The sequence below is a fragment of the Actinacidiphila guanduensis genome, from assembly GCF_900103985.1.
Classification (GTDB): Bacteria; Actinomycetota; Actinomycetes; order Streptomycetales; family Streptomycetaceae; genus Actinacidiphila; species Actinacidiphila guanduensis.
In genome coordinates this window covers 245,747-266,714 of record NZ_FNIE01000004.1, presented here as the reverse complement: position 1 = coordinate 266,714, position 20,968 = coordinate 245,747, and the positions used below count along the sequence as shown (strand labels likewise).

Below are 20,968 nucleotides of genomic sequence, written 5' to 3'. Positions count from 1 at the left end.
CCTCCGCGGCCGCTCCTCGACGGCCGGAAACGGGGGGCCACCGTGCTTCGTACCGCCGGGCGCAGACCGCGCGCCACCGCAACGGCGGCATCCGCCGTCCTCGCGCTGGGCGCCCTCGCCGCGAGCCTGGTCACGGCCGCCACCCCCGCGCACGCCGCCCCTGCCGGCGCCTGCACGCCGGCGGCCGGCGCGGTCGTCGCCGTGGACTTCGGGCCCTGGCACGGCCCCGTGCTGACCGGCTGCGACGCCCACCCGGCCACCGGCCTCGACCTGCTCCACGACACCGGGTTCGCCACCACCGGCACGCTCCATGACGGCCCCGGCTTCGTCTGCCGGATCGGCAGCGCGGGCTTCGACGGCGGCACCGCGTACCCGACCCCCGCCGACGACCCCTGCACGACGGCGGCCACGGGCGCCCACTGGTCGTACTGGACCGCCCCGGCCGGGCAGGACACCTGGACCGCGAGCCCGCTCGGGCCCCTCGACGACCACCCGGCCGCAGGCGAGGCCCAGGCATGGGTGTACGGCACGACGGACACGGGCGGTACGACGGGCGGACCGTCCTTCCCACCGGACTCGGTACGGGCCGGTGCGGCACCCACGGGCACACCGACCGGGACACCTACCGGGACGCCGACCGGCACGGCCACCGCGACGCCGACGGGCACTTCGACGACGACCCCTCCCACGACGGCCACCCCTTCACCCACGGGCGGTTCGCCGACCGGCACCGCCACCACCGCGCCCACCGGCCCGGCCCCGGCCCCCGACATCGCCAAGGCCGTCGCCTACCTCACCGGCCGCGGCACACTGGTCGACGGCCGCTTCTACGAGGCCGGTCCGGGCACCGGCTCCGCCGACTTCGGCCTGACCCTCGACGGCGTCCTCGCCCTGGCCGCCACCGGCGGCGCCGACACCGCCCTCACCTCGATGACGGACTTCCTTCAGCACGGCAAGGACGCGAGCGGCCGCACCATCGACTCCTGGACCCTGATCGGCACCCCCACCGCACAGGGCGGCGCCCTCGCCGAGGAGGCGCTGGCCGCCGAGGCCACCGGCGCCGACCCCCGCTCCTACGGCGGCCACGATCTGATCGCCGCACTCGACGGCACCCTCTGCACGCACACCGGCACCGCCACCGGATGCGCCGCCGAGGGCGAATACGCCTACGCGGGCTCGGTGTTCGCGCAGTCCCTCGGCGTCATCGCGGCGGCCCGGGCGGGGGCGGACACCGAGGCGGCCGCGGCCTTCCTGCAGAGCCTGCAGGACCCCAGCGGCGCCTGGCCGAGCCTGATCCCGGCCACGGGGGACCGCGACGTGGACAGCACGGCCGCCGCCGTCATGGCGCTCGACCTGCTGCCCGGCGACACGGCCGCGCACGCCGTCAGCAAGGGCCTGGCCTGGCTCGCCGGCCGGCAGCTGGCCGACGGCGGGTTCCCCGGCGCGGCCGGCGACTCGGTCGACTCCGCGGCCCTGGCCGTCCAAGCCCTCGGCCTGGACGCCGCGGCGTACGCTCCCCAACTCGCCGAGGCCCGCGCCTTCCTGGCCGCGGAGCAGAACCGCGACGGCGGCTTCCGCGTCGCGGCGGGCAGCAGCGCCTCCGACCTGCGCGCCTCACTCCAGGCCGCCGGCGGCGCGGCCGGCACGTCCTTCGGCACCCTGCTGCGGGACCTGCCCGACCAGAAGGCCGCCGCCTCCGGCGCCGCCTACCTCGCCCGGCAACTCGGCGGCTCCGACCACCTGTCCAACGACTACGGCCCCGACGACGGCCTGACCGCCGACCTTTCCCTCGCGCTCGCCTCGACCGGCAGCCAGAACAAGGCACTTGCCCGCACCACCGCCTATCTCGCCGGGCACGTCGCCGACTACGCCGACCCGGCCGGCACGTCGGACTTCCCCGGCCCCTACAGCGGCGCCGCCGCCAAACTCGCCCTGCTCGCCGAGGTGATGGGGCAGGACCCGCGCCACTTCGGCGGCTTCGACCTGCTCGGCACCCTCACCGGCCACGTCTGCGCGGCCGCCGCCGCGGACGGCTCCTGCTCCGCCGCGGGCGACTTCGACCAGGCGTACTCCACCGTCTCCCAGGCCCTCGGCGTCCTCGCCCTGGCCCGCGGCGGTGCCACCCCGCCCGCCGCGACTGTCGAGCGGCTGCTGCAACTCCAGTGCGCGGACGGCGGGTTCTCCTCGACACTGATCGCCGAGGGCGCCGACTGCACCTCGGACGTGGACACCACCGGGTACGCCGTGCAGGCCCTCGCGGTGCTGCCCGGCCACGCCGACGCGGTGGCCGCGGCCCGCGCGTACCTGGCCAAGGCGCAGCAGAAGAGCGGCGGTTACCAGGGCGCGGCCGGTGTGAACAGCAACTCGACCGGCCTGGCGGTGCAGGCGCTGCTCGCCACCGACCGGTTGCGGCCGCGACAGGCCCGCGACGGGCAGGAGTTCCTGCGCGGGGTGCAGAACACCGACGGCGGCTTCCGCGTCACCGAGGCCGCGGGCGGCTCCGACATCCGCTCCACCACCCAGGCCGTCCCCGCCCTCGCGGGCACCCCGCTGGCCACCCTCACCCGCGCCCTCGGCCCCATCACCCCCGCGCCGGGCGGCGGTTCACCGACCGCGACATCGTCCTCGGGCCCGGGCAGCGCCACTTCTGCGTCCGGCACGTCGGGCCCGCACGGCGGCATCCTGGCCGCGACGGGCTCAAGCGCGCTCACCGTGGCCCTTCTCGCGCTGCTCCTCGCCGGTTCGGGCGCCGTCGCGCTGGCCGCGGGCCGGCGCAGGAGCCCGGGGCGCACGGGGAGCCACCGGTGAGCCGGGCGTCGTCCCGCCGCAGGTCCGCGGACTCCGCCGTATCGTGCGCCGTCGCGGTGGCCAAGGGCGGTGACCGAGGCCTGGGTGGATCAGTGAGCCGCGCCTTCCCGCGCCGTACGCTCGGGGGCCTCGCCCTCCTGGGGGCGCTGCTCCTGGCCGCCGTGTCCTTCGGTGCCGTACCCGCGGCCGCCTCGGCCGAGCCGATGAGCGCGTGCACGGGGGCGTCCGGCGCCGTGGTCGCCGTCGACTTCGGCCACTGGGGCGGGCCGGTGCTGCGCTCCTGCGGCGGCACGCCCACCACCGGCTACGCCCTGCTCAACCAGGGCGGTTGGGCCACCACCGGCACCCAGCACGACGGACCGACCTTCATCTGCCGCATCGGGTACGCGGGTTGGCACGGCGGCACGCAGTACCCCACGGCCAAGGACGACGCCTGCGTGGTCACGCCGCCTGCCACCGCGTACTGGTCCTCCTGGTACGCCGCTCCCGGCAGTAACACCTGGACCTACGCCACCTCGGGCCCGACCGCCCAGCACCCGGCCCCGGGCAGTGTGGACCTGTGGACCTTCGGCGCGACCTCCGCGAACGGCTCCCAGGGCCGCCCGGCCATCTCCCCGGACACCCTGCGCGCCCACCCGGCGGCCTCCGGCGCGGGTACGCCGCCGCGTCGCGCGACCTCCGGCAGCGCGGCGAAGCCGCCCGTGAAGGCAAGCCACCCCGCATCGAAGCAGGCGGCCACCCCGCGGCACACCGCAACTCCGGCGCGGACGAGCGCTTCGCCGACGCCTGCCGCGCCCACGACCGCACCCACGACGGCACCCGCCGCCACGGCCGCCGCCCAGCCCACCGTGCAGAACGCCGACCCGGCGCCGGCGGCCCACCACTCCTCGGGCTCCCTGGCCCCGGCGGCCATCGCCGCGGCGGCCGTCGCCGTCATCGCGGGAGCGGTGGCCCTGCGGGTCCGCCACCGCCGAAGGACCGGGTGAAGGGGGTGCGCAAGCACCCGGGCGAGCCCACCGCGGGCGGCGACCTACGGCCCGTGCCTGCGCGGAGCGCTCCGCGGCTCGCGCGCGGGCTCCACCCCGTCGCCTGGTGGATCTGGGGGCTCGCGCTCGCCGTCGCCGTCAGCCGGACCACGAACCCGCTGCTGCTCGCGCTCGTGCCCGCCGTGCTCGGGGCCGTGGTGAGCGAGCGGCGGAGCGACGCCCCTTGGGCCCGCGGCTTCCGCTATTACCTGTGGCTCGCCCTGACCGTCGTGGCGCTGCGCGTCCTCTTCCGGTGCGTGTTCACCGGCGCCGACGCCCCGGGCGACCACGTCCTGCTCACGCTGCCGCACGTGCCCCTGCCGCGCTGGTACTCCGGCGTCCGCGTCGGCGGGCCCGTCGCCCTGGAGGCCGTCCTCTCCGCGGCGGTCGACGGGCTGCGGCTGGCCTGCCTGCTGTGCTGCGTCGGCGCCGCCGGCACCCTCGCCAACCCCAAGCGCGCCCTGCGGGTGCTGCCCGGCGCGCTGTACGAACTCGGCGTCGCCGTCACGGTCGCCATGAGCGTCGCACCCCAACTCGTGGAATCCGTCCAGCGCGTCGCCCGGGCGCGGCGGCTGCGGCCGGACCCGGCCACGGGGCCGCGGGCCGTGCGGGCGATCCTCGTCCCCGTCCTGGAGGACGCGCTGGAACGCTCGTTGCGGCTCGCCGCCGCCATGGACGCGCGCGGCTACGGGCGCGCCGGCACCGCGACCCGCCGGGACCGGCGGACGACGGCCGCGCTCATGCTGCTCGGCATGCTCGGCCTGTGCACGGGCGCCTACGGACTGCTCGACGCCTCGGCGCCCCCCGCCTTCGGCCTGCCCGCCCTCCTCGCCGGCTCCCTGCTGTGCTGCGCGGGCCTCGCCCTCGGCGGCCGCCGGGTACGGCGCACCGCGTACCGCCCCGACCCCTGGCGGGCACCGGAGTGGTCGGTCGCGCTGGGCGGCTGCCTGTGCGCGGGCGTACTGGTCGCCGCCGCGCGGCAGGACCCGGCCGCCCTGAACCCGGGCCTGTACCCGCTGGCGTGGCCGCCGCTGCCGTGGCTGCCCGCGGCGGCGATCCTGCTGGCGGGGGCGGCGGCGTTCGCGGCTCCGCCGCCGGTACGGACGGTGCCGTCGCCCGGCAGTGAGGCGGTCGCCACCAGGGTGTCCGGCGAGAAGGCGCCCGGCGACAAGGGATCCAGCGACACGGCATCCGGCGGTAAGGCGCCGAGCAGCGAGGTGCCTGCCGACAGGGCGCCCACCCACGGAAAGTCCCCGCGCAAGGCGCCGGCAGCCCTCGATCCCGCCCCGGTGAGCAAGCCCGCGGCCCTCGCAAGCCCCGCACCCGCCACCCCCGAGGACCCGACGTGATCCGTTTCGACCAGGTGAGCGTCCGCTACGCCGACGCCGCCGCGCCCGTGCTGCGCGATGTCGACCTGCACATCGAGGAAGGGGAGTTGTGCCTGGTGGTCGGCCGCACCGGCGTCGGCAAATCGACGCTCCTGGGCGCCGTCAACGGGCTCGTCCCGCACTTCACCGGCGGCACCCTCGCGGGCCGGGTCACCGTGGACGGCCGCGACACCGCGCACCATCCGCCGCGCGAACTCGCCGACGTGGTGGGCGTGGTGGGCCAGGACCCCGCCGCGGGCTTCGTCACCGACACCGTGGAGGAGGAACTCGCCTACACCATGGAGCAGCTGGCGATCCCCGCGGACGTGATGCGCAAGCGCGTGGAGGAGACGCTCGACCTGCTGGGCCTGGCCGACCTGCGGCACCGCCCGCTCGCCGGCCTGTCCGGCGGCCAGCAGCAGCGCGTGGCCATCGGGTCCGTCCTCACCGCGCACCCGCGCGTCCTCGTCCTCGACGAGCCCACCTCCGCGCTCGACCCGACCGCCGCCGAGGAGGTGCTCGCGACTGTCACGCGCCTCGTGCACGACCTCGGCGTCACCGTGCTGCTCGCCGAGCACCGTCTGGAGCGGGTCGTGCAGTACGCCGACCGTATCGTCCACCTCACCGGCGACGGCGGCGTGACCAGCGGCGATCCCGCGACCGTCTTCCGTACCGCGGACGTCGCGCCGCCCGTGGTCGACCTCGGCCGGCTCGCCGGCTGGGACCCGCTGCCGCTGTCGGTGCGCGACGCCCGCCGGGCCGCCCGGCCGCTGCGGGAACGGCTCGCCGGGCAGCCCGTACCGCCCGCCCGGCCCGAGCGGCCCCCGACCGGGTCCGGCGGCGGACCGCTGCTGTCCGCCCGGGGCGTCGTCGTGCGCCACGGCCAGACGGTCGCCGTCCGCGAGGCGAACCTCGACCTGTACGCCGGCGAGGTGACCGCGCTGATGGGGCGCAACGGCTCCGGCAAGTCCTCGCTGCTGTGGGCGCTGCACGGCGCAGGACCGCGGCAGGCCGGGACGGTACGGGTCGCCCCTCGTACGGAGGATGCGCCCGGCGCGGCGCAACAGGCCGCCCGGCGAGGGCTGTTCGGCGGACGACGGAACCGTGGGCCCCGCGGCGCCGTCGCCCTCGTCCCGCAGACGCCGGCCGACCTGCTCCACCTGGAGACCGTCGCGGCCGAACTCGCCCAGGCGGACCGGGAGTCGGGCACCGCGGCCGGTCACGCCCGCGGCATCCTGGACCGCCTCGCGCCCGGCATCGAGGGCGCCACCCACCCGCGCGACCTGTCCGAGGGAAGGCGGCTCGCCCTCGTCCTCGCCGTCCAACTCGCCGCCGCCCCCTCGGTCGTCCTGCTCGACGAGCCCACACGCGGCCTCGACTACCCCGCCAAGCAGGCCCTGACCGGCATCGTGAACGCGCTGGCCGCGCAGGGCCGCACCGTGGTGATCTCCACCCACGACGTGGAGTTCGCCGCCGCGGCAGCCGACCGGGTCGCCGTGATGGCCGAGGGCGAGATCGTCGCCGACGGCCCGACGGCGCAGATCATCGTGTCCTCACCCGCGTTCGCCCCGCAACCGGCCAAGATCCTGGCCCCGCTGGCGTTCCTGACGGTGGATCAGGTCAAGCGCGCCCTGGCGCAGTTGGCGGGTGCGCGGTGAGCCCCGCGGAGCGCCGGCGGGCGCGCAGCCGAGCCGGCACCCCGGCCTCGCGCACGGCCGGCCGACCCGGCCCCGTACCCGGTGCCGCCTCGTGAGCGCCGCACCCCGTACGGGATCTGCCCCGCATCGCTCAACACCCCGTGCCGGCGGGGCCGTTCGCGTGCACGCCACCGCCGTCGTCGCCATGGCGCTCGCCGCCTTCCTCGGCGCCGTCGCGTTCTTCTGGCCGTTCGTGGTCGCGCCCGGGCGGTTCGGGGCCTCCTACGCGCCGCCGCTGATCTTCGGCGTGCTGCTGGTGCTCGTCCTGGCCGTGGTGTTCGCGCAGATCGCCGACGGGGGGATCGATGCCAAGGCGCTGGCGATGCTCGGCGTGCTCTCGGCCGTCAACGCGGCCCTGCGGCCGCTGAGCGCGGGCACCGCGGGGGTGGAGACGGTGTTCTTCCTGCTCGTGCTCGCCGGGCGGGTCTTCGGGCCCGGCTTCGGCTTCGCGCTGGGCTGCACCTCGATGTTCTCCTCCGCGCTGCTCACCGGCGGGGTCGGGCCATGGATGCCGTACCAGATGTTCGGCTGCGCCTTCGTCGGCATGCTCGCCGGGCTGCTGCCGCGGGCGCGCGGCAAGGCGGAGATCGCGATGCTCGCGGTGTACGGCTCCGCGTCGGGCTATCTCTTCGGTTTCCTGCTCAACCTCTCCTTCTGGCCGTTCTCCACCGACCCCGGCAGCTCGATCGCCTACCTCCCCGGCCTGCCCTTCACCCAGCAGTGGCACCGCTACCTCGCCTACGACGCGGCCACCTCCCTCGGCTGGGACACCGGCCGCGCGGCCACCACCTTCGTCTGCGTCCTCCTCGCGGGCCCACCCGCCCTCACCACCCTCCGCCGCGCCGCCCGCCGCGCAGCCTTCACCACCCCCGCGACATTCACCCCACCACCGCCCGCGGCATGATGCCCGGATGACACGGAGCGAAGCGGATCTGCTCACCCTGTTGCGCAGGCTCGACGACCCGGAGTGGCTGGAGTGGCCGCGCGGCTACGACCGCCAGGCAACCGCCGACCTGTTCGGCGAGCTGGTGGCACGCCTGGAGACTGACTTCGCCACTCGCTGCGGGACAGAGCAGGACACCCAGGACTCCAGCGAGTACGGACGCGTCACCGTTCCCGCGGAAGCGACCCTGTGCGGGACGCGGATCGTGATCTGTGTCAGCAAGTTCGGATCGCTCGCCCTTGTCTGCGCCGACAACCCCGGCGCGTTCCTCGGCACCGACGAGGCCCAGGCCGAAGGTGAGCTGGACCCCGCTGACCTCGCCAAGGCCCACCGAGCCCTGACCGACCTCGGCTACGCCGTCGTCCCCGAAGAACTGATCGAGGCCGACTACGACGGCCCTACCCCGCTCCCCAGCCACGCCCACCGCCCCAGCTGGTGGCACCGCTTCTTCGGCATCTTCTGAGGTCTGTTGCGCTGCTGCTCACTGCCGGACGCCGCCACGGCAGTCCGCAGTGAACCCTTCGGTGATCAGCCTCGTTTTGCCATGTGACGACTCACTCGTCCGCGTCCTCACCCACGGCGTCCGGCAGATGAGCGACCAGAAGCGCGGCAGCCTCTTCCGGGGTCGCGGCTTCCCCGAGGAGTTCGCCGTAGTCGGGCGTGTAGATCTTGTACGGCTGTTCACCACAGACGATGAAGGGCAGGCGATCCCTGTCCGACCCAGGCCATGGCGGCGGTGCGGCACACAGGAAGTGCAACGTGCCGTGAGTCGGAAAGGGGAAGAGGGCACGCAGTCGGGACTGAGCGTATGCCGCCTCGACGACCAGAGGATCCCCCTGCCGGGTTCCGGGAGTGCCTTCCAGCAGTTGGAGCCAGGCCGTCTCAATGTCAGGGGCTTCGGGCATGGGATGATCTTCCAGACTCACGGCGACTGCGGGCAAGCCTTCGCCCTTGAAAGGGACTTTCCCAGAGCGTCGTAGTGCCCCGAGCGGCAATGAGGGCCGAGTTGTGCGCACGCCTCGGCGGACATCAGGCTTCGGACCCGGCGCGCCCGGACGGGTGACCGTTGGGTGCGGGGGGATGAATCGAGGCGGCGGGGGAGTTGGGGTGGGGCGACGGGCTGTCCGGTGACGGCCCCCCTGTGGTGACACCGGACCACTGCCGAAAGGACACCCCGTGCCCCTGCTGCGCCTCGGCGTCTCCCTCCAGCCGCGTTGGCCGCTCGATGACGGAAGCAGCGTGCTCCGTGCCGCGCGCCGTGCCGAGGACCTGGGCTTCGATCACGTCGCGGTCGGCAACCGGCTCCTGGAGAGCGGGTTCGGCCTCGACACCGACCCGCTCGTGCTGCTGTCGGCCGTCGCGGGCGCCACGACGCGGCTACGGCTGCTGACGTCCGTCCTCGTCGCGCCCTACTACCCGGCGCTGGTGCTCGCCAACCAGGCGGCCACCTTGGACGTCGTGTCCGGCGGGCGGCTGATCCTGGGCGTCGGCGCCGGCTGGAATCCCGACGAGTTCGACGCCGTCGGCGTCCCCGCCGGCGAACGCGGCGCCCGCACCGACGACCACCTGGCGGCGGCCAAGGCTCTGTGGATGCGGCGGCCCGCCGACTTCGACGGGCCGTTCACCACGCTGCGCGCCGCGCGCCTGGGAACCCCTCCGGCCACCCCGGGCGGCCCGCCCGTATGGGTCGGCGGCCACAGCGACGCGGCCCTTCGCCGCGTGCTGCGGTTCGGCGACGGCTGGTACGGCACCGGTGCCGACGCCGCGGAGGTCACCGATGTGCGACGTCGTCTGCACGCGCTGGCGGCCGACGCGAGTGCCGACCACCTCACCCTCGCCTCGGCCGCGTTCCTCACTCCGCCCGGTGTGCCGTCGGCCGCACCACCCCCGGGGCGGCCGCTCGGCGGCGCCCAGCCGACCGCGGCGAGCGTCGCCGACGACCTCGGGCAGCTCGCCGAGGCGGGGCTCACCGCCTGCACCCTGTGGCTGCCCGTCGCGGCCGAGCACGTCGGAGAGGCGATGGAGTGGATCGCGGCCGAGGTCGCACCACAACTGGCCTGAGGTGAAGCACCCTTCGACCAGGGGCACGCACGTGACGCAGCGGCCGTTTATCCCGTTGCCGCCGGCTCCGTCGGTGGGGGAGGGTCGGCGGCATGATCGAACTGCGGTTTCTGGAATCGGACGACTGGCCGCTGTGGCGTGAGCTGCGGCTGGCCGCCTTGGCGGAGGCGCCGTACGCGTTCGGGTCGACGCTGGCGCAGTGGCAGGGGGACGGGGATCGCGAGGAGCGCTGGCGCGGGCGGCTGGAGGCCGGTGGCGCGCACAACGTGGTGGCAGTGCTCGACGGGCGGCCGGCAGGGATGGCCAGTGGCATGCCGGTCGAGGAGATGGCGGACAGTGTCGAGCTGATCTCGATGTGGGTCAGCCCCGAGGCCCGGGGCAGAGGGGTCGGCGACAGCCTGATCGGTGAGGTCGCCCGGTGGGCCACCGAGCGGGGCGCCAGGACCCTGCTCCTGTCGGTGATGCCGGCCAACTCCAGGGCCATCGCCCTCTACGAGCGCCACGGCTTCACCGACACCGACATCCCGGGCGACCCCCTCCCCGACGGCACCGGCCGGGAACGTGTCATGGCCAAGGACCTGACACAAGGTCAGATAAACCACCCGGGGAACCGGTAATTCCGCCCACTCGCCGCATCCTGGAATTCCGGAATGTTCAAGTCCATTCACCGAGGTGTCATGAACGGAAGTCGGTACGCCCTTGCCGGGAATTCGAAAGGGCTGACAGAATCAGGCGTCCTCACCGAGTAATTGAGAAAGGGCGTTCCATGTTCCCGACTTTCCGTACTCTCGCTGCTGCCGCCGTGTCGGCCCTCGCGCTCAGCGCGGTCGCCGTGACGTCGGCGTCCGCCACCGAGCCGAGCACCCCGAAGCGCATGCCGGCCGACTCAGTCCTGGCGAAGGCCGTGCAGGGCACCATCACCTCCGGCCTGGTGAACGGCTGGGGCCTGTGCCTGTCCGTGGACAACGGCGGCAGCACCGCGGACGGCACCCCGATCATCCAGTACACCTGCAACAACAGCCCGTCGCAGGCGTGGTGGCCGTACAGCGACGGCACGATCCGCAACGGCTACGGGAAGTGCCTGGCGCTGCCCGGTGCCAGCACCAAAGAGGGTTCGCAGCTCATCGAGTACACCTGCAACGGAAATCTCGACCAGGAGTGGGCCGGATACGGGGACGGCAGCATTCAGAACCTGAATTCCGGTTACTACATTTCCGTGGGCAACGGCGACAGCACCGCCCTGAAGACCCCCATAGTCCAGTGGTCCTACAACGGTGACAACGGCCAGACGTGGGGCTTCGTGGGCTGATTCCGTTTACGAGCGCCGCATAGGAAAACCAGGCGGGGCGGCCCGTCCGACCCCCGGCCGGCAGCCGCCCCGCCCCCCCGGAAACGGAGCCCGTGCGGTCGAAAACGCCTTGCGGGCGCGGCCGTTCACCCCGCAGTCTCCCGGCCATGGAGACCACCGCCACCGACGGCGTCCGCATCGCCTACGAGACCGCCGGCCGCGGCGGCATCCCCCTCGTGCTCCTGCACGGCTTCTTCGGCGACCGCACCACCTGGCGCTCCGCCGGATACGTGGACGCGCTCACCGACTTCCGCCTGGTCCTGGTCGATGCGCGCGGGCACGGCGGAAGCGACGCTCCCCACGACCCGGCGGCGTACCGGATCGAGCGCCAGGCTGAGGACGTCGTCGCCGTGATGGACGCCCTCGGCGTCCAACGGGCGGCGGTGTGGGGCGCGTCGATGGGCGGCATCGTCGCGCTGCACCTCATGGCGCGGCACCCCGCGCGGCTGCTCGGGGTGGTGGCGGGGGCCGCGCACGCCGAAGCGGTGTCCGACCGGGCGTCGGCCGAGGAGGAGGCCGCGATCCTGCGCACGCAGGGCGTGGGGCCGTTCGTCACCGGGCTGGAGCGGCAGGGCCCGCTGCCGGGGTGGATGCGTACGGCGATGGAGCGGGCCGACCCGCACGCCTTGGCCGCGCTCACCCTCGCACTGGACGAGCGGGACGGCGTCCTGGGAGCGCTGGCCGCCACCGTCGTGCCGTCGTTGTTCCTCGCCGGCTCCCGTGACGCCGCGCTGCCGGCGATCCGGCGGAGCGTCGCCGGGACACCGGGCGCTCGCCTGCGGGAGCTTGCGGGGTGCGGTCACTTCGAGACGTTCGCCCGCGCCGACTTGGCGGTGCCGGTGGTGCGGCCGTTCCTGGAGACGTGGACGGCCCACCGCTGACGCTCCGACCCGCCCGGGTGAATGTCCGTGAGGGCAGGGGCGGGTCGGGCCGGCGGGTGGACGGGGTGGTCTACGGTCGGCGGGTGGACGGGGTGGTCTACGGTCGGCGGGTGGGGGCCGGTCGTGAGGGGCGGAAGGGCACGGGCATGGCGGGTGCGGTGGTCATCGGGGCGGGAGCGGGGATCGGGCAGGCGGTCGCGCGGCGGTTCGCCAAGGGCGGGCTGCCGGTCACGCTGGTGGCCCGTAGCGAGGGGACACTGCGGGCGGCGCAGGAGGCGATCGCTCCTCTCGGCGTGCCCACTCTCGCGCTGCGCGCCGACAGTACGGACCGGGCCGCGCTGGACGCCGCCCTCGACGAGGCCGTCGCCGCACACGGCGTGCCGGAGGTCGCCGTCTACAACGCCGCGCTCATCAGGGCCGACGCGATCGGCGAACTGTCGGTGCGCGCGCACCTGGACGCCTGGGCGGTGAACGTCCTGGGCGCCGTCAACGCGGCCGCGAAGCTCGCCCCGGCGATGGCCGCCCGCGGCAGCGGCACCTTCCTGGTCACCGGCGGCATGCCCGAGCCCGATCCGCGCTACGTCAGCCTCTCGCTGGGCAAGGCAGGCGTCCGCACCCTCGTCGCCCTCCTCGCCAGGCAGTACGGCCCCGACGGTGTCCACGTGGCGAGCGTGACAGTGGACGGCCCCGTGGCACCGGGCACGGACTTCGACCCCGACGACATCGCCGAGCACTACTGGGACCTCCACCACCAGCCCCGCGCCCAATGGACCCAGGAAGCGCTGCACACCGGCCGCCCGGCCCAAGGCTAGGTATCGGGCCCGCACCGAGCACCCGCGCCACGGCCGCTCGGCCCCGCGCCAAGCCCCCGCGCCACACCCGGTATCCGTGGCGCGGCCGACACAGGCGCCGCAGAAGCAGCCGCGGACCCCCGGCCGCGGCTCAGGCGAGCGGAATGTCGTGGCCCGGTCCGCGCTCGTCCTCCGGGCGGGGACCGAAGTAGCGGCGGTCGGCCTCGGTGATCGCCACGTCGTTGATGCTCGCCTCGCGCCGCCGCATCAGCCCGTTCTCGGCGAACTCCCACAACTCGTTGCCGTAGGAGCGGAACCAGTTGCCCCCGGCGTCGTGCCACTCGTACTGGAAGCGCACCGCGATGCGGTTCTCGCGGAAGCCCCACAGGCTCTTGCGCAGCACGTAGTCCAGCTCGCGCTCCCACTTGCCGGTGAGGAACTCGACGATCTCCGCGCGGCCGGTGACGAAGGTGTCGCGGTTCCGCCAGACGGAGTCCTCGGTGTAGGCGAGGGCGACCTTGTGCGGGTCGCGGGTGTTCCAGGCGTCCTCGGCGGCCTGCACCTTGGTCAGGGCGCTGTCGAGGTCGAACGGCGGGAAGGGCGGGCGCGCGTCGCTCATGGCGGAGTTGTCCTCCATCGTGCGGAGAAGCGGTTCGGTGCCGAACTGCCGGTCGCGGGGCCCGTACAGTGCGCGAGGGGCCCGGCGACCAGCACGATGGCACGCCCGCCCCACCTGCGTCAACGTTGTCCCGCGTCTGCAACCGTTAGAAACAGCCGGATGGCACCAGGCGGCCCCGCACACGCGGATCGGGCGGGCCCCGCTGGGGAGCCCGCCCGACCGACCGGACGGCCGCACGCGGCCGTCACCCCCGGGTCACACCGTGCCGACCCCGTTGGAGTAGGACCTCATGTTGTACGTGCCGAACCCGTTCTGCACCGGGTCGCCGGTGTTGTTGATGCAGTGCAGGATGCCGCCGCCGCCCGCGCCGTTGAGGCACACCGTCATCAGGTCGGTGAAGACGACGCCGGGCGTGTCCGGCACCTCGTAGGCGCGGTCGGTGTAGATGTCCGCGTTCAGGTCGAAGAAGCAGTACGAGCCCAGGCCCCAGGCGTGGTGCTCGGTGACGTGGTCGCCGACCTTGTAGGCCGCGTACCCCTTCGTGGAGCCGTGTACCCAGGCGGTCTGGGTCGGCACGTCGTAGGGGTGCTCGTTCTGGAAGAAGTAGGTGGCGCCGTGGTTGCCCTGCCAGAGGACCTCGTACTTCTGGTAGTGCTCGACGGCCAGCGCGTACGCGGTGACGTGGTCGCCGTTGACGAGGATGCCGGTGTCGGCCGGGTTCACCGACCAGCCCACGGTGCCGTCCAGGCCGTGGTCGGCCCGCCACAGCCACAGGTTGTCCAGGATGACGTCGTTGCTGTCGATCTGCACACTGGTGCCGGCGCCCCCGGCCAGAGCGCCGCCGATGCGTGCGTAGACGTCGAAGAGCGCGGTCGGGTCGGCGGTGTGGCGGCGCCGGGTGGTCCCGCGGCCGACCTGGAGCAGCACCGGGGTGTGGGCCGAGGCGGCCTCGAAGAGCACGCCGGCGATGCTGACGCCGTCCACGTCGGCGACCTCCAGCACGGTGTTGCCGCGCGTGGACTGCAGCGTGGCCAGGCCCAGACCGAGCACCACGGTGCCGGGCCGGGTGACGTGCAGCGGCGCGTCGATCCGGTAGACGCCCGGGGTGAGCAGCAGGTGCTTGCCCAGCGCGAGCGCGAGGTCGATCGAGGCGGCGGACTCGCCGGGGTGGGCCACGTGGAAGGCCGACAGCGGGATGCTGCGGCCCTGGGCGCGCCCGTGCGCCCAGGTGGTGCCGGTGCTGCCGCGGCGCAGCGCGGGCACGAAGACGTGGTAGGCGCCGTGCCGGTCCACCGTCAGGAACGGCTTCTCGCGCACCACGGGCGTGGTGTCCACGGTGGTGTACGGCGGTGTCGGGAAGGACTGGGCGGGCGCGCCCTGGACGCCGACGAAGACCATGTTCCAGTTGGAACCGGTCCAGCTGCCGAAGGTGTCGTTGCGCGAGAGCCACTGCTGCTGTGAGCCGGACTCCACATTGCCGTCCACCACGCTGTCGGCCAGGAAGCCGCCGCTGGACCACTGGTTGCCGGGCGGGCTCGGCCACAGCGTCATGTTGCCGCGGACGTGCACCCGCCGCATCGGCCCGGCCTGGGCCACCGCCCAGCGCTCCAGGCCGTCCGGCGGCACGATGCTCAGGTTCTCCGCCGCGCGCCAGAAGTTCTGGGTGCCGTTGCCCTGCAGCCACTGGGCGTCGACGGTGACGTGGCCGTTGATGACCACGTCGTCCGGGCTGTCCCCGAGCCCGAGGACGTGGGTGTAGAACCCGACGTTGATGTCGACGTTGTAGCTGCCCGGCCGGAACGCCAGCGCGAACCGCTCGGTGCCGAACTGGTTCGACTGCTGCGTGGCGAACACGGCGTCGACCTGCGCCTGGATCGCCGCGTCGCCCATGGACGGGTCGAAGACCAGCACGTTGGGGCCGAGGCCGGCCGGGCCGTGGCCGTGCGGGGCGGCGCCCGGTCTCGGCGAGGAGGCGAGGGCAGTACCTGCGGAGATGCCGCCGACCAGCGGCACCGCGGCGGCGACTGCGGCCCCGCGGAGCATGGCGCGGCGAGTGGGAATCACGGACACGGCTCTCCCTGAACGAGGGTGGACGGTACGGACCGCGGCTGGTCCCCAACCGCGAGAGAGCGCTCTCAGCCACGAAGTGAATCATTGCGGGTATGCAGCGTCAATAACCGTGAATGCGTCCGCTCGCTCTGCCGCCGGCGGGCCCGCCGACCGCCGTCGCGCACCCCGGGGACGGGGCGGGCAGGCGCGGACAGCGCGGGCCCGGCGGACAACTGCGGTTGCGCGTAGGCGAGTTCGCGGCGCGGTCGTGCCCCGGCGCGGGGCGGCGCGATAGGGGCCGGGAGGGCGCCGCTTTCCCGTGCGGGCGCGGTGCTTTCCCGCCAGTTCGCGCCCCCGCACAGGCCCGCCGAGCAGGCCCTCCGGGGGCGCGTCACAGGTTACGGCGCGGTGCGGCCGCTGCAAGTGCAGCTACGCCGCGGGCCGTTGGGGGAGCCGTGACAGGCCCAGGGGGAGCGGGCCCGCCGGTCGCCGCCGCCGCGTTTCCGGCAGGCAGCGGGCCTGCCGGCGGCCATGTGCGCACCGTAGCAAGGCGATTGCACCGGGCCACGACGATCACGGTGCGTTGCGACGGCGGCGTTACGTCGAGGTGACGAGGCGTCATCGCCCGTTCTCCGGTTGGACATCGCGGGCGCGGCCGCGCCGTGGCGGCGAAGCGTCGGCGCCAGGGGCCGGATCGCGCCACGGTAGATATGACGGAGCGTCAGCTTTCTTCTCAACTCCTGCGCTGACCAGGGAAGTCGGCGATTTCCGAGAGGTCTTCGGGGCCCTTTGAGCGGCCTTGCACGCCCCTGGGGCCGCATGTATCGTAACGGCCTAACTGAGCTACAGCCCGTTAGGTGTGTGCCATTTCCGGAACCTCCGGTTCCGATGCAGGCCGAGAGCGGCGCACCCCTGGGCACCCCGCGTTCGTCGCCCAGCGCACACGTCTGTCCCTGGAAGGAAGCGGTATGCGGCTTTTCGTCAGCGCGAGAGGCGTCGAGGAGGCCATGGTCTGCACGGCCGTGTCGGACCAGGTGGACATGGTGGACGTGGAGGACCCCCGCGAGGGCCCGCTGGGCGCCCCGCCGCCCTGGGTGGTCCGGGCCGTGCGGGAGATGACACCGCGCGGGAAGCAGGTCTCGGCGACCGTGGGGGGCGCCCCCTTCCGCCCGGGGGCCGCGGCCCTTGCCGCGCTCGGCGCCGCCGCCTCCGGCGCGGACCAGGTCAGGGTCGGTCTGTTCGGCACCGCCACCCCGGACCAGGCGGTCGAGTTGGTGCGCGGGGTGGTGCGCGCGGTCAAGGAGCACGACCCGGCGCTCACCGTCGTCGCCCTCGGATACGCCGACGCCCGGCGTATCGGCAGCGTCAACCCGCTCTCGGTGCCCTACGTGGCACACGAGTCGGGGGCCGACGGGGCCATGCTCGACACCGCGGTCAAGGGCGGCCCCGGCCTCTTCGACCTCCTCGAACCCTCCCTGTGCGGCGAGTTCGCCGCCGCCGCCCACGGCTTCGGCCTGACCGCCGTCCTGGCCGGCGGACTCACCGCCGCGGACGCGCCCGACCTCGCGGCCACCGGCGCGGACGCCCTCGCCGTCCGCGGTGCCGTCTGCGCCGGTGGCGACCGCGAGAGCGGCGCGCTGCGCGGCGAGTCGGTGACCGCCCTGCGCCAGGCCCTGGACGCGCAGCTGGGCGGCTCCCCCTACCCCAGCGGCCTGCCGCTCGCCGGCGGTGCCGCGCTCTCCTGATCGGCTCCACCCGGGCAGGGCCGTCTCGGCCCTGCCGCTGAACCAGCGTCAGAGGAGGCCAACCGATGTCCCATGCCACGGCGCCGGGTGTCCCCGGCGCGGCCGGGTCCGCTCCGGCGGCCGGACCCGCAAGCCGGGAGCTCTCACTGACCGCAGCACTGCGGATGCTCCACCGCTTCGAAGTCGGCCCGATCTACCTGTTCGTCCTGCTCTGGGGAATGTTCGTCGCGGCCCGGCACCCCAGCGACCTGTGGTCCGCCGCCGCGATCCTCGCCCTGTTCATCAATGGGCTGTCCCTGTTCTCCGGATTCGTCCTCAACAACTACTCCGACTACCCGATAGACCGGCGCAGCCCCATCAAGGGATATGTGGCCGACGCCGTCGAACGCGTCGGACTGCGCCGCACCCTCGCCCTCTACTGGTTCGAGCAGGCGCTCACCGTCGCCGCCGCGGTCGTCGTGTCGATCCTGCTCGGCAACTGGATGTTCGTCGTGGTGAAACTCGCCGGAATCGTCTCCGGAATCCTCTACAACGGCGAGCCGTTCCGGATGAAGCGGCGCGGGATCTGGAATCCCGTCATGCTCTCGATACGGTTCGGATTCGTCCCCGGAATGATCGCCTACTTCGCCGTCCACGAGGGGAAGATCGACGGCGGCGGCTGGGTGATCCTGATCGGCGCCACCCTGCTGAGCTTCAGCCGGGGATTCTGGAACGCCGTCTCCGACACCGAGGAGGACCGCGCCGAGGGCATCAACACCCCCGCGGTGCTGCACGGCCCGCGCACGGCGATGGCCAGCGCGGTCGCGGCCCTGGTGCCGGCCTGCGTGCTGATCGCCGCCGGGCTGTGGATGCTGCTCGGCCCCTGGTACGCCTTCGGCGCCGCCGGCGCCGTGGGCGCGACCGCCTTCCGCTACCGGCTGCTGCGCGAGGCGCGCGACGACAAGGCCGCCGTCGCCCTGCTCAGCGGCCCTGTCCGGCGCACCGACGGCCAGTGGAGCAAGGCCACCTACTGGGTGATCACGCTCGCCGGCCTGGTGCACGTCCTCCTCGCCGCGTGACCACCGCCGAGCCCCTGTGAGACCCGGAGACAGATGATGATCACACTGGTGAAAATCGGCGGCAGCGTGCTCACCGACAAGCAGCGCCCGCTGGTCTTCCAGGAGGAGTACGCCCGCCAGGTGGCGGCCGATATCCGCCTGTCGGGCACGGTCCCCGTGATCGTGCACGGCACCGGCTCCTGGGCGAAGGCCGTCGGCCGCCACTTCCGCACCGAGGGCGGCTGGGCCCGCGACGCGACCGGCTTCCAGATGACCGCCCTGCGCATCCGCCGCCTCCAGGAGGCCCTTGCCGCGGCCCTGCGCGACGAGGGCGTCATGTGCAGCCCGATGCAGGCCAACGCGCTCTTCCACCGCACCGGCGGTGTCCTCGACCTGTACGGCACCGGCCCGCTGGAGCACCTCGTCGCCGCGGGTGTCTCGCCGCTGCTGTGCGGCGACGTCCTGGTGGAGGGCCCGGGCACCTTCCGCGTGGTGTCCTCCGACACGGTCCTGCTCACGCTCGCCCGCCGGCTCGAGGTCGGCGACTGCGTGCTCGCCACCGACGTGGACGGGGTCTGGGACGAGGACGGCACGCTCCTGCCCGAGGTCGCCCGGCCCGCCGCCGCGGCCGACGACAACGACCGCCGGGACGTCACCGGCGGCATGTCGGCGAAGGTCACCGCCGCGCTGGACATCGCCGCCACCGGCGCGCGCACCACCATCGTCAACGGCCGGGTGCGCGGCCGGCTCCGCGACGCCCTGGCCCGGCGGCCCGTCACCGGCACCCGCGTCCTGGCCCCGGGGGCGCGCCCACCGGAACCCGGCGGGCCCGGAGCCGCACCGGGCCGGCAGGACCGGGCGGACCAGGAGGACCGGCCGCAGGACCCGGAGCAGCCCCGGGCGGCCGCCCTGCACCCGGCGGGCGCCCAGTGACCCGCACCGGCGCGGACATCCGCGCCCTGCCGCCCGGCGCCGACGCCTCGCTGGACCGGCTCTCGCCCCGCGAGCGAGAGGTCGCCGCCCTGGTGACGCTCGGCCTGAGCGACCGGGAGATCTCCGACCGGCTGGTCATTTCCCGGCGCACCGCGGAATCCCATGTCGCCCATATCCTCGCCAAACTCGGATTCACCTCCCGGGTCCAGGTCGCCGCGCACATGACGCGCTGCCTCGAAGGGCTGCCGAAGCGATGAACCGCCACCACGGCAACGCCGCCGGGACCGGTACGGAAAATCCGGCGGAATCCGTAGTCCTACGGATTCCGGATTTCCCGGCGGAACCCATACTCGATACCACGATCAGTCTCTCGCCCCGGCAGAAAACGAGCCGGGCGACGAGCTGGAAAAGGAGTTGACGACATGACGGAAACTGTCGCGCACGTTCCTCCCGTGGATATCCAGGGATTCCTCTCCGAGCGGACCGGGCACTTCGTCCTGCCGCGTCAGTGGGCCTCCATGCGGAAGGCCGAGAAGCTGGAGCGGGAAACCGGTAAGCGCGTCATCCACCTCGAAAAGGGCGACTTCCAGGGCGACGAGTTCCGCCCGGCCCCGCACATCGCCGAGGCGTGCGCCAAGGCCATCTCCGACGGCCACGTGCGCTACGTGCCCGGCCCCGGCCTGCCGGAGCTGCGGGACGCCATCGCGGAGGAGGCCACCCGCCGCGGCCGGCCCACCGTCCGCGAGGAGGTCCTGGTGACGATGGGCGCCAAGCACGCCCTGACCCAGAGCCTGCTGACCCTGATCGGCCCCGGCGACGAGGTCATCTTCCCGAACCCGGGCTACCCGCCGGACGAGTTCTGGATCACCTACGCGGGCGGCAAGGTCGTCTACGCGCCGCTGGTCGAGCCCGACTTCCACTTCGACCTCGACGCGCTGGACTCCCTGATCACCCCGCGCACCAAGCTGCTGATCATCAACACCCCGCAGCGGCCCAACGGCATGGCCGTGGGCTACCTGGAGGAGCTCAGCCGGATCTGCATCGAGCGCAACATCCTGGTGCTCACCGACGAGATCTTCAGCCACATGGTCTACCCGCCGGCCGAGCACCGGACCATCGCCGCGGTGCCCGGCATGGCCGACCGCTCGCTGCTGGTGGACACCTTCAGCAAGACCTACGTGATGACCGGCTTCCGCATCGGCTGGGTGGTGGCCAACAAGGAACTCATCACGGCCATGGACATCTTCCAGCAGAACTCGGTCACCAACGTGCCCGCGTTCGTGCAGCTGGCCGCGCACGCCGCGCTGACCGGCCCGCAGGACCACGTCACCGAGCGGCTGGCGCTGCTGCAGGCCAAGCGGGACAAGGTCGTCTCCGCCCTCGCCAAGCTGCCCGGCATCGACTGCCCCACCCCCGACGGCTCCTTCTACGTCTTCCCCGACATCCGCGGGACGGGCATGAGCGCCCAGCAGTTCACCGACTACCTCATCGACGAGTACTCGGTGGGCGTCGTCGCCGGCACCGCCTTCGGCGACCGCGGCGAGGGCCACGTCCGCATCACCTACGCCGCCCCCGACGAGGTCCTCGACGAGGGCCTGGACCGCATCCGCCGGGCGGTGGAGAACCTCTGACCGCCTCCCGCGCGACCGCCTGACGTGCGCTCG

General features: G+C 73.8%; 18 protein-coding genes and 1 pseudogene. 16 read left to right on the top strand and 3 right to left on the bottom strand.

Annotated features, from left to right (window positions below; all coding sequences use genetic code 11):
* Positions 1-42 precede the first annotated feature (42 nt).
* The 6 genes and pseudogenes from BLR33_RS10245 (at position 43) to BLR33_RS10220 (ending at position 8,303) form a co-directional block, all read left to right on the top strand.
* Positions 43-2,808 (top strand): prenyltransferase/squalene oxidase repeat-containing protein, encoded by a 2,766-nt coding sequence (locus BLR33_RS10245; RefSeq protein WP_093784019.1) that lies wholly within the window; start codon positions 43-45, stop codon positions 2,806-2,808.
* Positions 2,809-2,900: 92 nt separating this feature from the next.
* Entirely contained in the window at positions 2,901-3,794 is an 894-nt protein-coding gene (locus tag BLR33_RS10240) for a hypothetical protein (RefSeq protein ID WP_093784018.1), read from the top strand.
* 53 nt (positions 3,795-3,847) lie between these two features.
* Positions 3,848-4,948: pseudogene (locus BLR33_RS10235) on the top strand (energy-coupling factor transporter transmembrane component T); the annotation flags it as partial.
* A gap of 230 nt (positions 4,949-5,178) precedes the next feature.
* Entirely contained in the window at positions 5,179-6,858 is a 1,680-nt protein-coding gene (locus BLR33_RS10230) for an ABC transporter ATP-binding protein (protein WP_093784017.1), read from the top strand.
* 184 nt (positions 6,859-7,042) lie between these two features.
* Entirely contained in the window at positions 7,043-7,801 is a 759-nt protein-coding gene (locus BLR33_RS10225; protein WP_093784288.1) for an ECF transporter S component, read from the top strand.
* A gap of 7 nt (positions 7,802-7,808) precedes the next feature.
* Complete coding sequence (locus BLR33_RS10220; protein WP_093784016.1) at positions 7,809-8,303, top strand: hypothetical protein; 495 nt, start codon at positions 7,809-7,811, stop codon at positions 8,301-8,303.
* A 91-nt stretch (positions 8,304-8,394) separates the two neighbouring features.
* On the opposite strand, the gene BLR33_RS10215 is transcribed toward BLR33_RS10220, so the two are convergent.
* Entirely contained in the window at positions 8,395-8,745 is a 351-nt protein-coding gene (locus tag BLR33_RS10215) for a DUF6193 family natural product biosynthesis protein (RefSeq protein ID WP_093784015.1), read from the bottom strand.
* A gap of 271 nt (positions 8,746-9,016) precedes the next feature.
* Between BLR33_RS10215 and BLR33_RS10210 the strand changes: the two genes are divergently transcribed.
* The 5 genes from BLR33_RS10210 to BLR33_RS10190 all read left to right on the top strand — a co-directional run bounded on the left by BLR33_RS10210 (position 9,017) and on the right by BLR33_RS10190 (position 12,942).
* Positions 9,017-9,901, top strand: coding sequence for a TIGR03619 family F420-dependent LLM class oxidoreductase (locus BLR33_RS10210; RefSeq protein ID WP_245771321.1), 885 nt, complete (start codon positions 9,017-9,019; stop codon positions 9,899-9,901).
* Positions 9,902-9,993: 92 nt separating this feature from the next.
* Positions 9,994-10,518 (top strand): GNAT family N-acetyltransferase, encoded by a 525-nt coding sequence (locus tag BLR33_RS10205; protein WP_093784014.1) that lies wholly within the window; start codon positions 9,994-9,996, stop codon positions 10,516-10,518.
* Positions 10,519-10,667: 149 nt separating this feature from the next.
* Entirely contained in the window at positions 10,668-11,210 is a 543-nt protein-coding gene (locus BLR33_RS10200; RefSeq protein WP_093784013.1) for an RICIN domain-containing protein, read from the top strand.
* A gap of 146 nt (positions 11,211-11,356) precedes the next feature.
* Positions 11,357-12,130, top strand: a complete 774-nt coding sequence (locus tag BLR33_RS10195) for an alpha/beta fold hydrolase (protein ID WP_093784012.1) — start codon at positions 11,357-11,359, stop codon at positions 12,128-12,130.
* A 146-nt stretch (positions 12,131-12,276) separates the two neighbouring features.
* Entirely contained in the window at positions 12,277-12,942 is a 666-nt protein-coding gene (locus BLR33_RS10190) for an SDR family NAD(P)-dependent oxidoreductase (protein WP_093784011.1), read from the top strand.
* A 130-nt stretch (positions 12,943-13,072) separates the two neighbouring features.
* Here the strand turns inward: BLR33_RS10190 and BLR33_RS10185 are convergent, their stop codons facing one another.
* Both BLR33_RS10185 and BLR33_RS10180 read right to left on the bottom strand, forming a co-directional pair.
* Entirely contained in the window at positions 13,073-13,540 is a 468-nt protein-coding gene (locus BLR33_RS10185) for a nuclear transport factor 2 family protein (RefSeq protein WP_093784286.1), read from the bottom strand.
* A gap of 255 nt (positions 13,541-13,795) precedes the next feature.
* Positions 13,796-15,604, bottom strand: a complete 1,809-nt coding sequence (locus BLR33_RS10180) for an adenylyl cyclase (RefSeq protein WP_322987155.1) — start codon at positions 15,602-15,604, stop codon at positions 13,796-13,798.
* Between the two features lie 953 nt (positions 15,605-16,557).
* On the opposite strand from BLR33_RS10180, the gene BLR33_RS10175 reads away from it, so the two are divergent.
* The 5 genes from BLR33_RS10175 to BLR33_RS10155 all read left to right on the top strand — a co-directional run bounded on the left by BLR33_RS10175 (position 16,558) and on the right by BLR33_RS10155 (position 20,935).
* Positions 16,558-17,334 carry a (5-formylfuran-3-yl)methyl phosphate synthase gene (locus BLR33_RS10175; protein WP_093784009.1) on the top strand — a complete coding sequence of 259 codons (777 nt, stop codon included), beginning with the start codon at positions 16,558-16,560 and terminating at the stop codon, positions 17,332-17,334.
* A 65-nt stretch (positions 17,335-17,399) separates the two neighbouring features.
* Positions 17,400-18,392, top strand: a complete 993-nt coding sequence (locus BLR33_RS10170) for a UbiA family prenyltransferase (protein WP_093784008.1) — start codon at positions 17,400-17,402, stop codon at positions 18,390-18,392.
* Positions 18,393-18,428: 36 nt separating this feature from the next.
* Positions 18,429-19,304 (top strand): isopentenyl phosphate kinase, encoded by an 876-nt coding sequence (locus BLR33_RS10165; protein WP_176930213.1) that lies wholly within the window; start codon positions 18,429-18,431, stop codon positions 19,302-19,304.
* The gene (locus BLR33_RS10160; protein WP_093784006.1) at positions 19,301-19,561 is read left to right on the top strand and encodes a helix-turn-helix domain-containing protein; all 261 of its coding nucleotides are present in this window, start codon (positions 19,301-19,303) and stop codon (positions 19,559-19,561) included. Before BLR33_RS10165 ends, BLR33_RS10160 begins: the two co-directional genes overlap by 4 nt.
* A gap of 165 nt (positions 19,562-19,726) precedes the next feature.
* Positions 19,727-20,935 (top strand): pyridoxal phosphate-dependent aminotransferase, encoded by a 1,209-nt coding sequence (locus BLR33_RS10155; protein WP_093784005.1) that lies wholly within the window; start codon positions 19,727-19,729, stop codon positions 20,933-20,935.
* Positions 20,936-20,968: the final 33 nt, after the last annotated feature.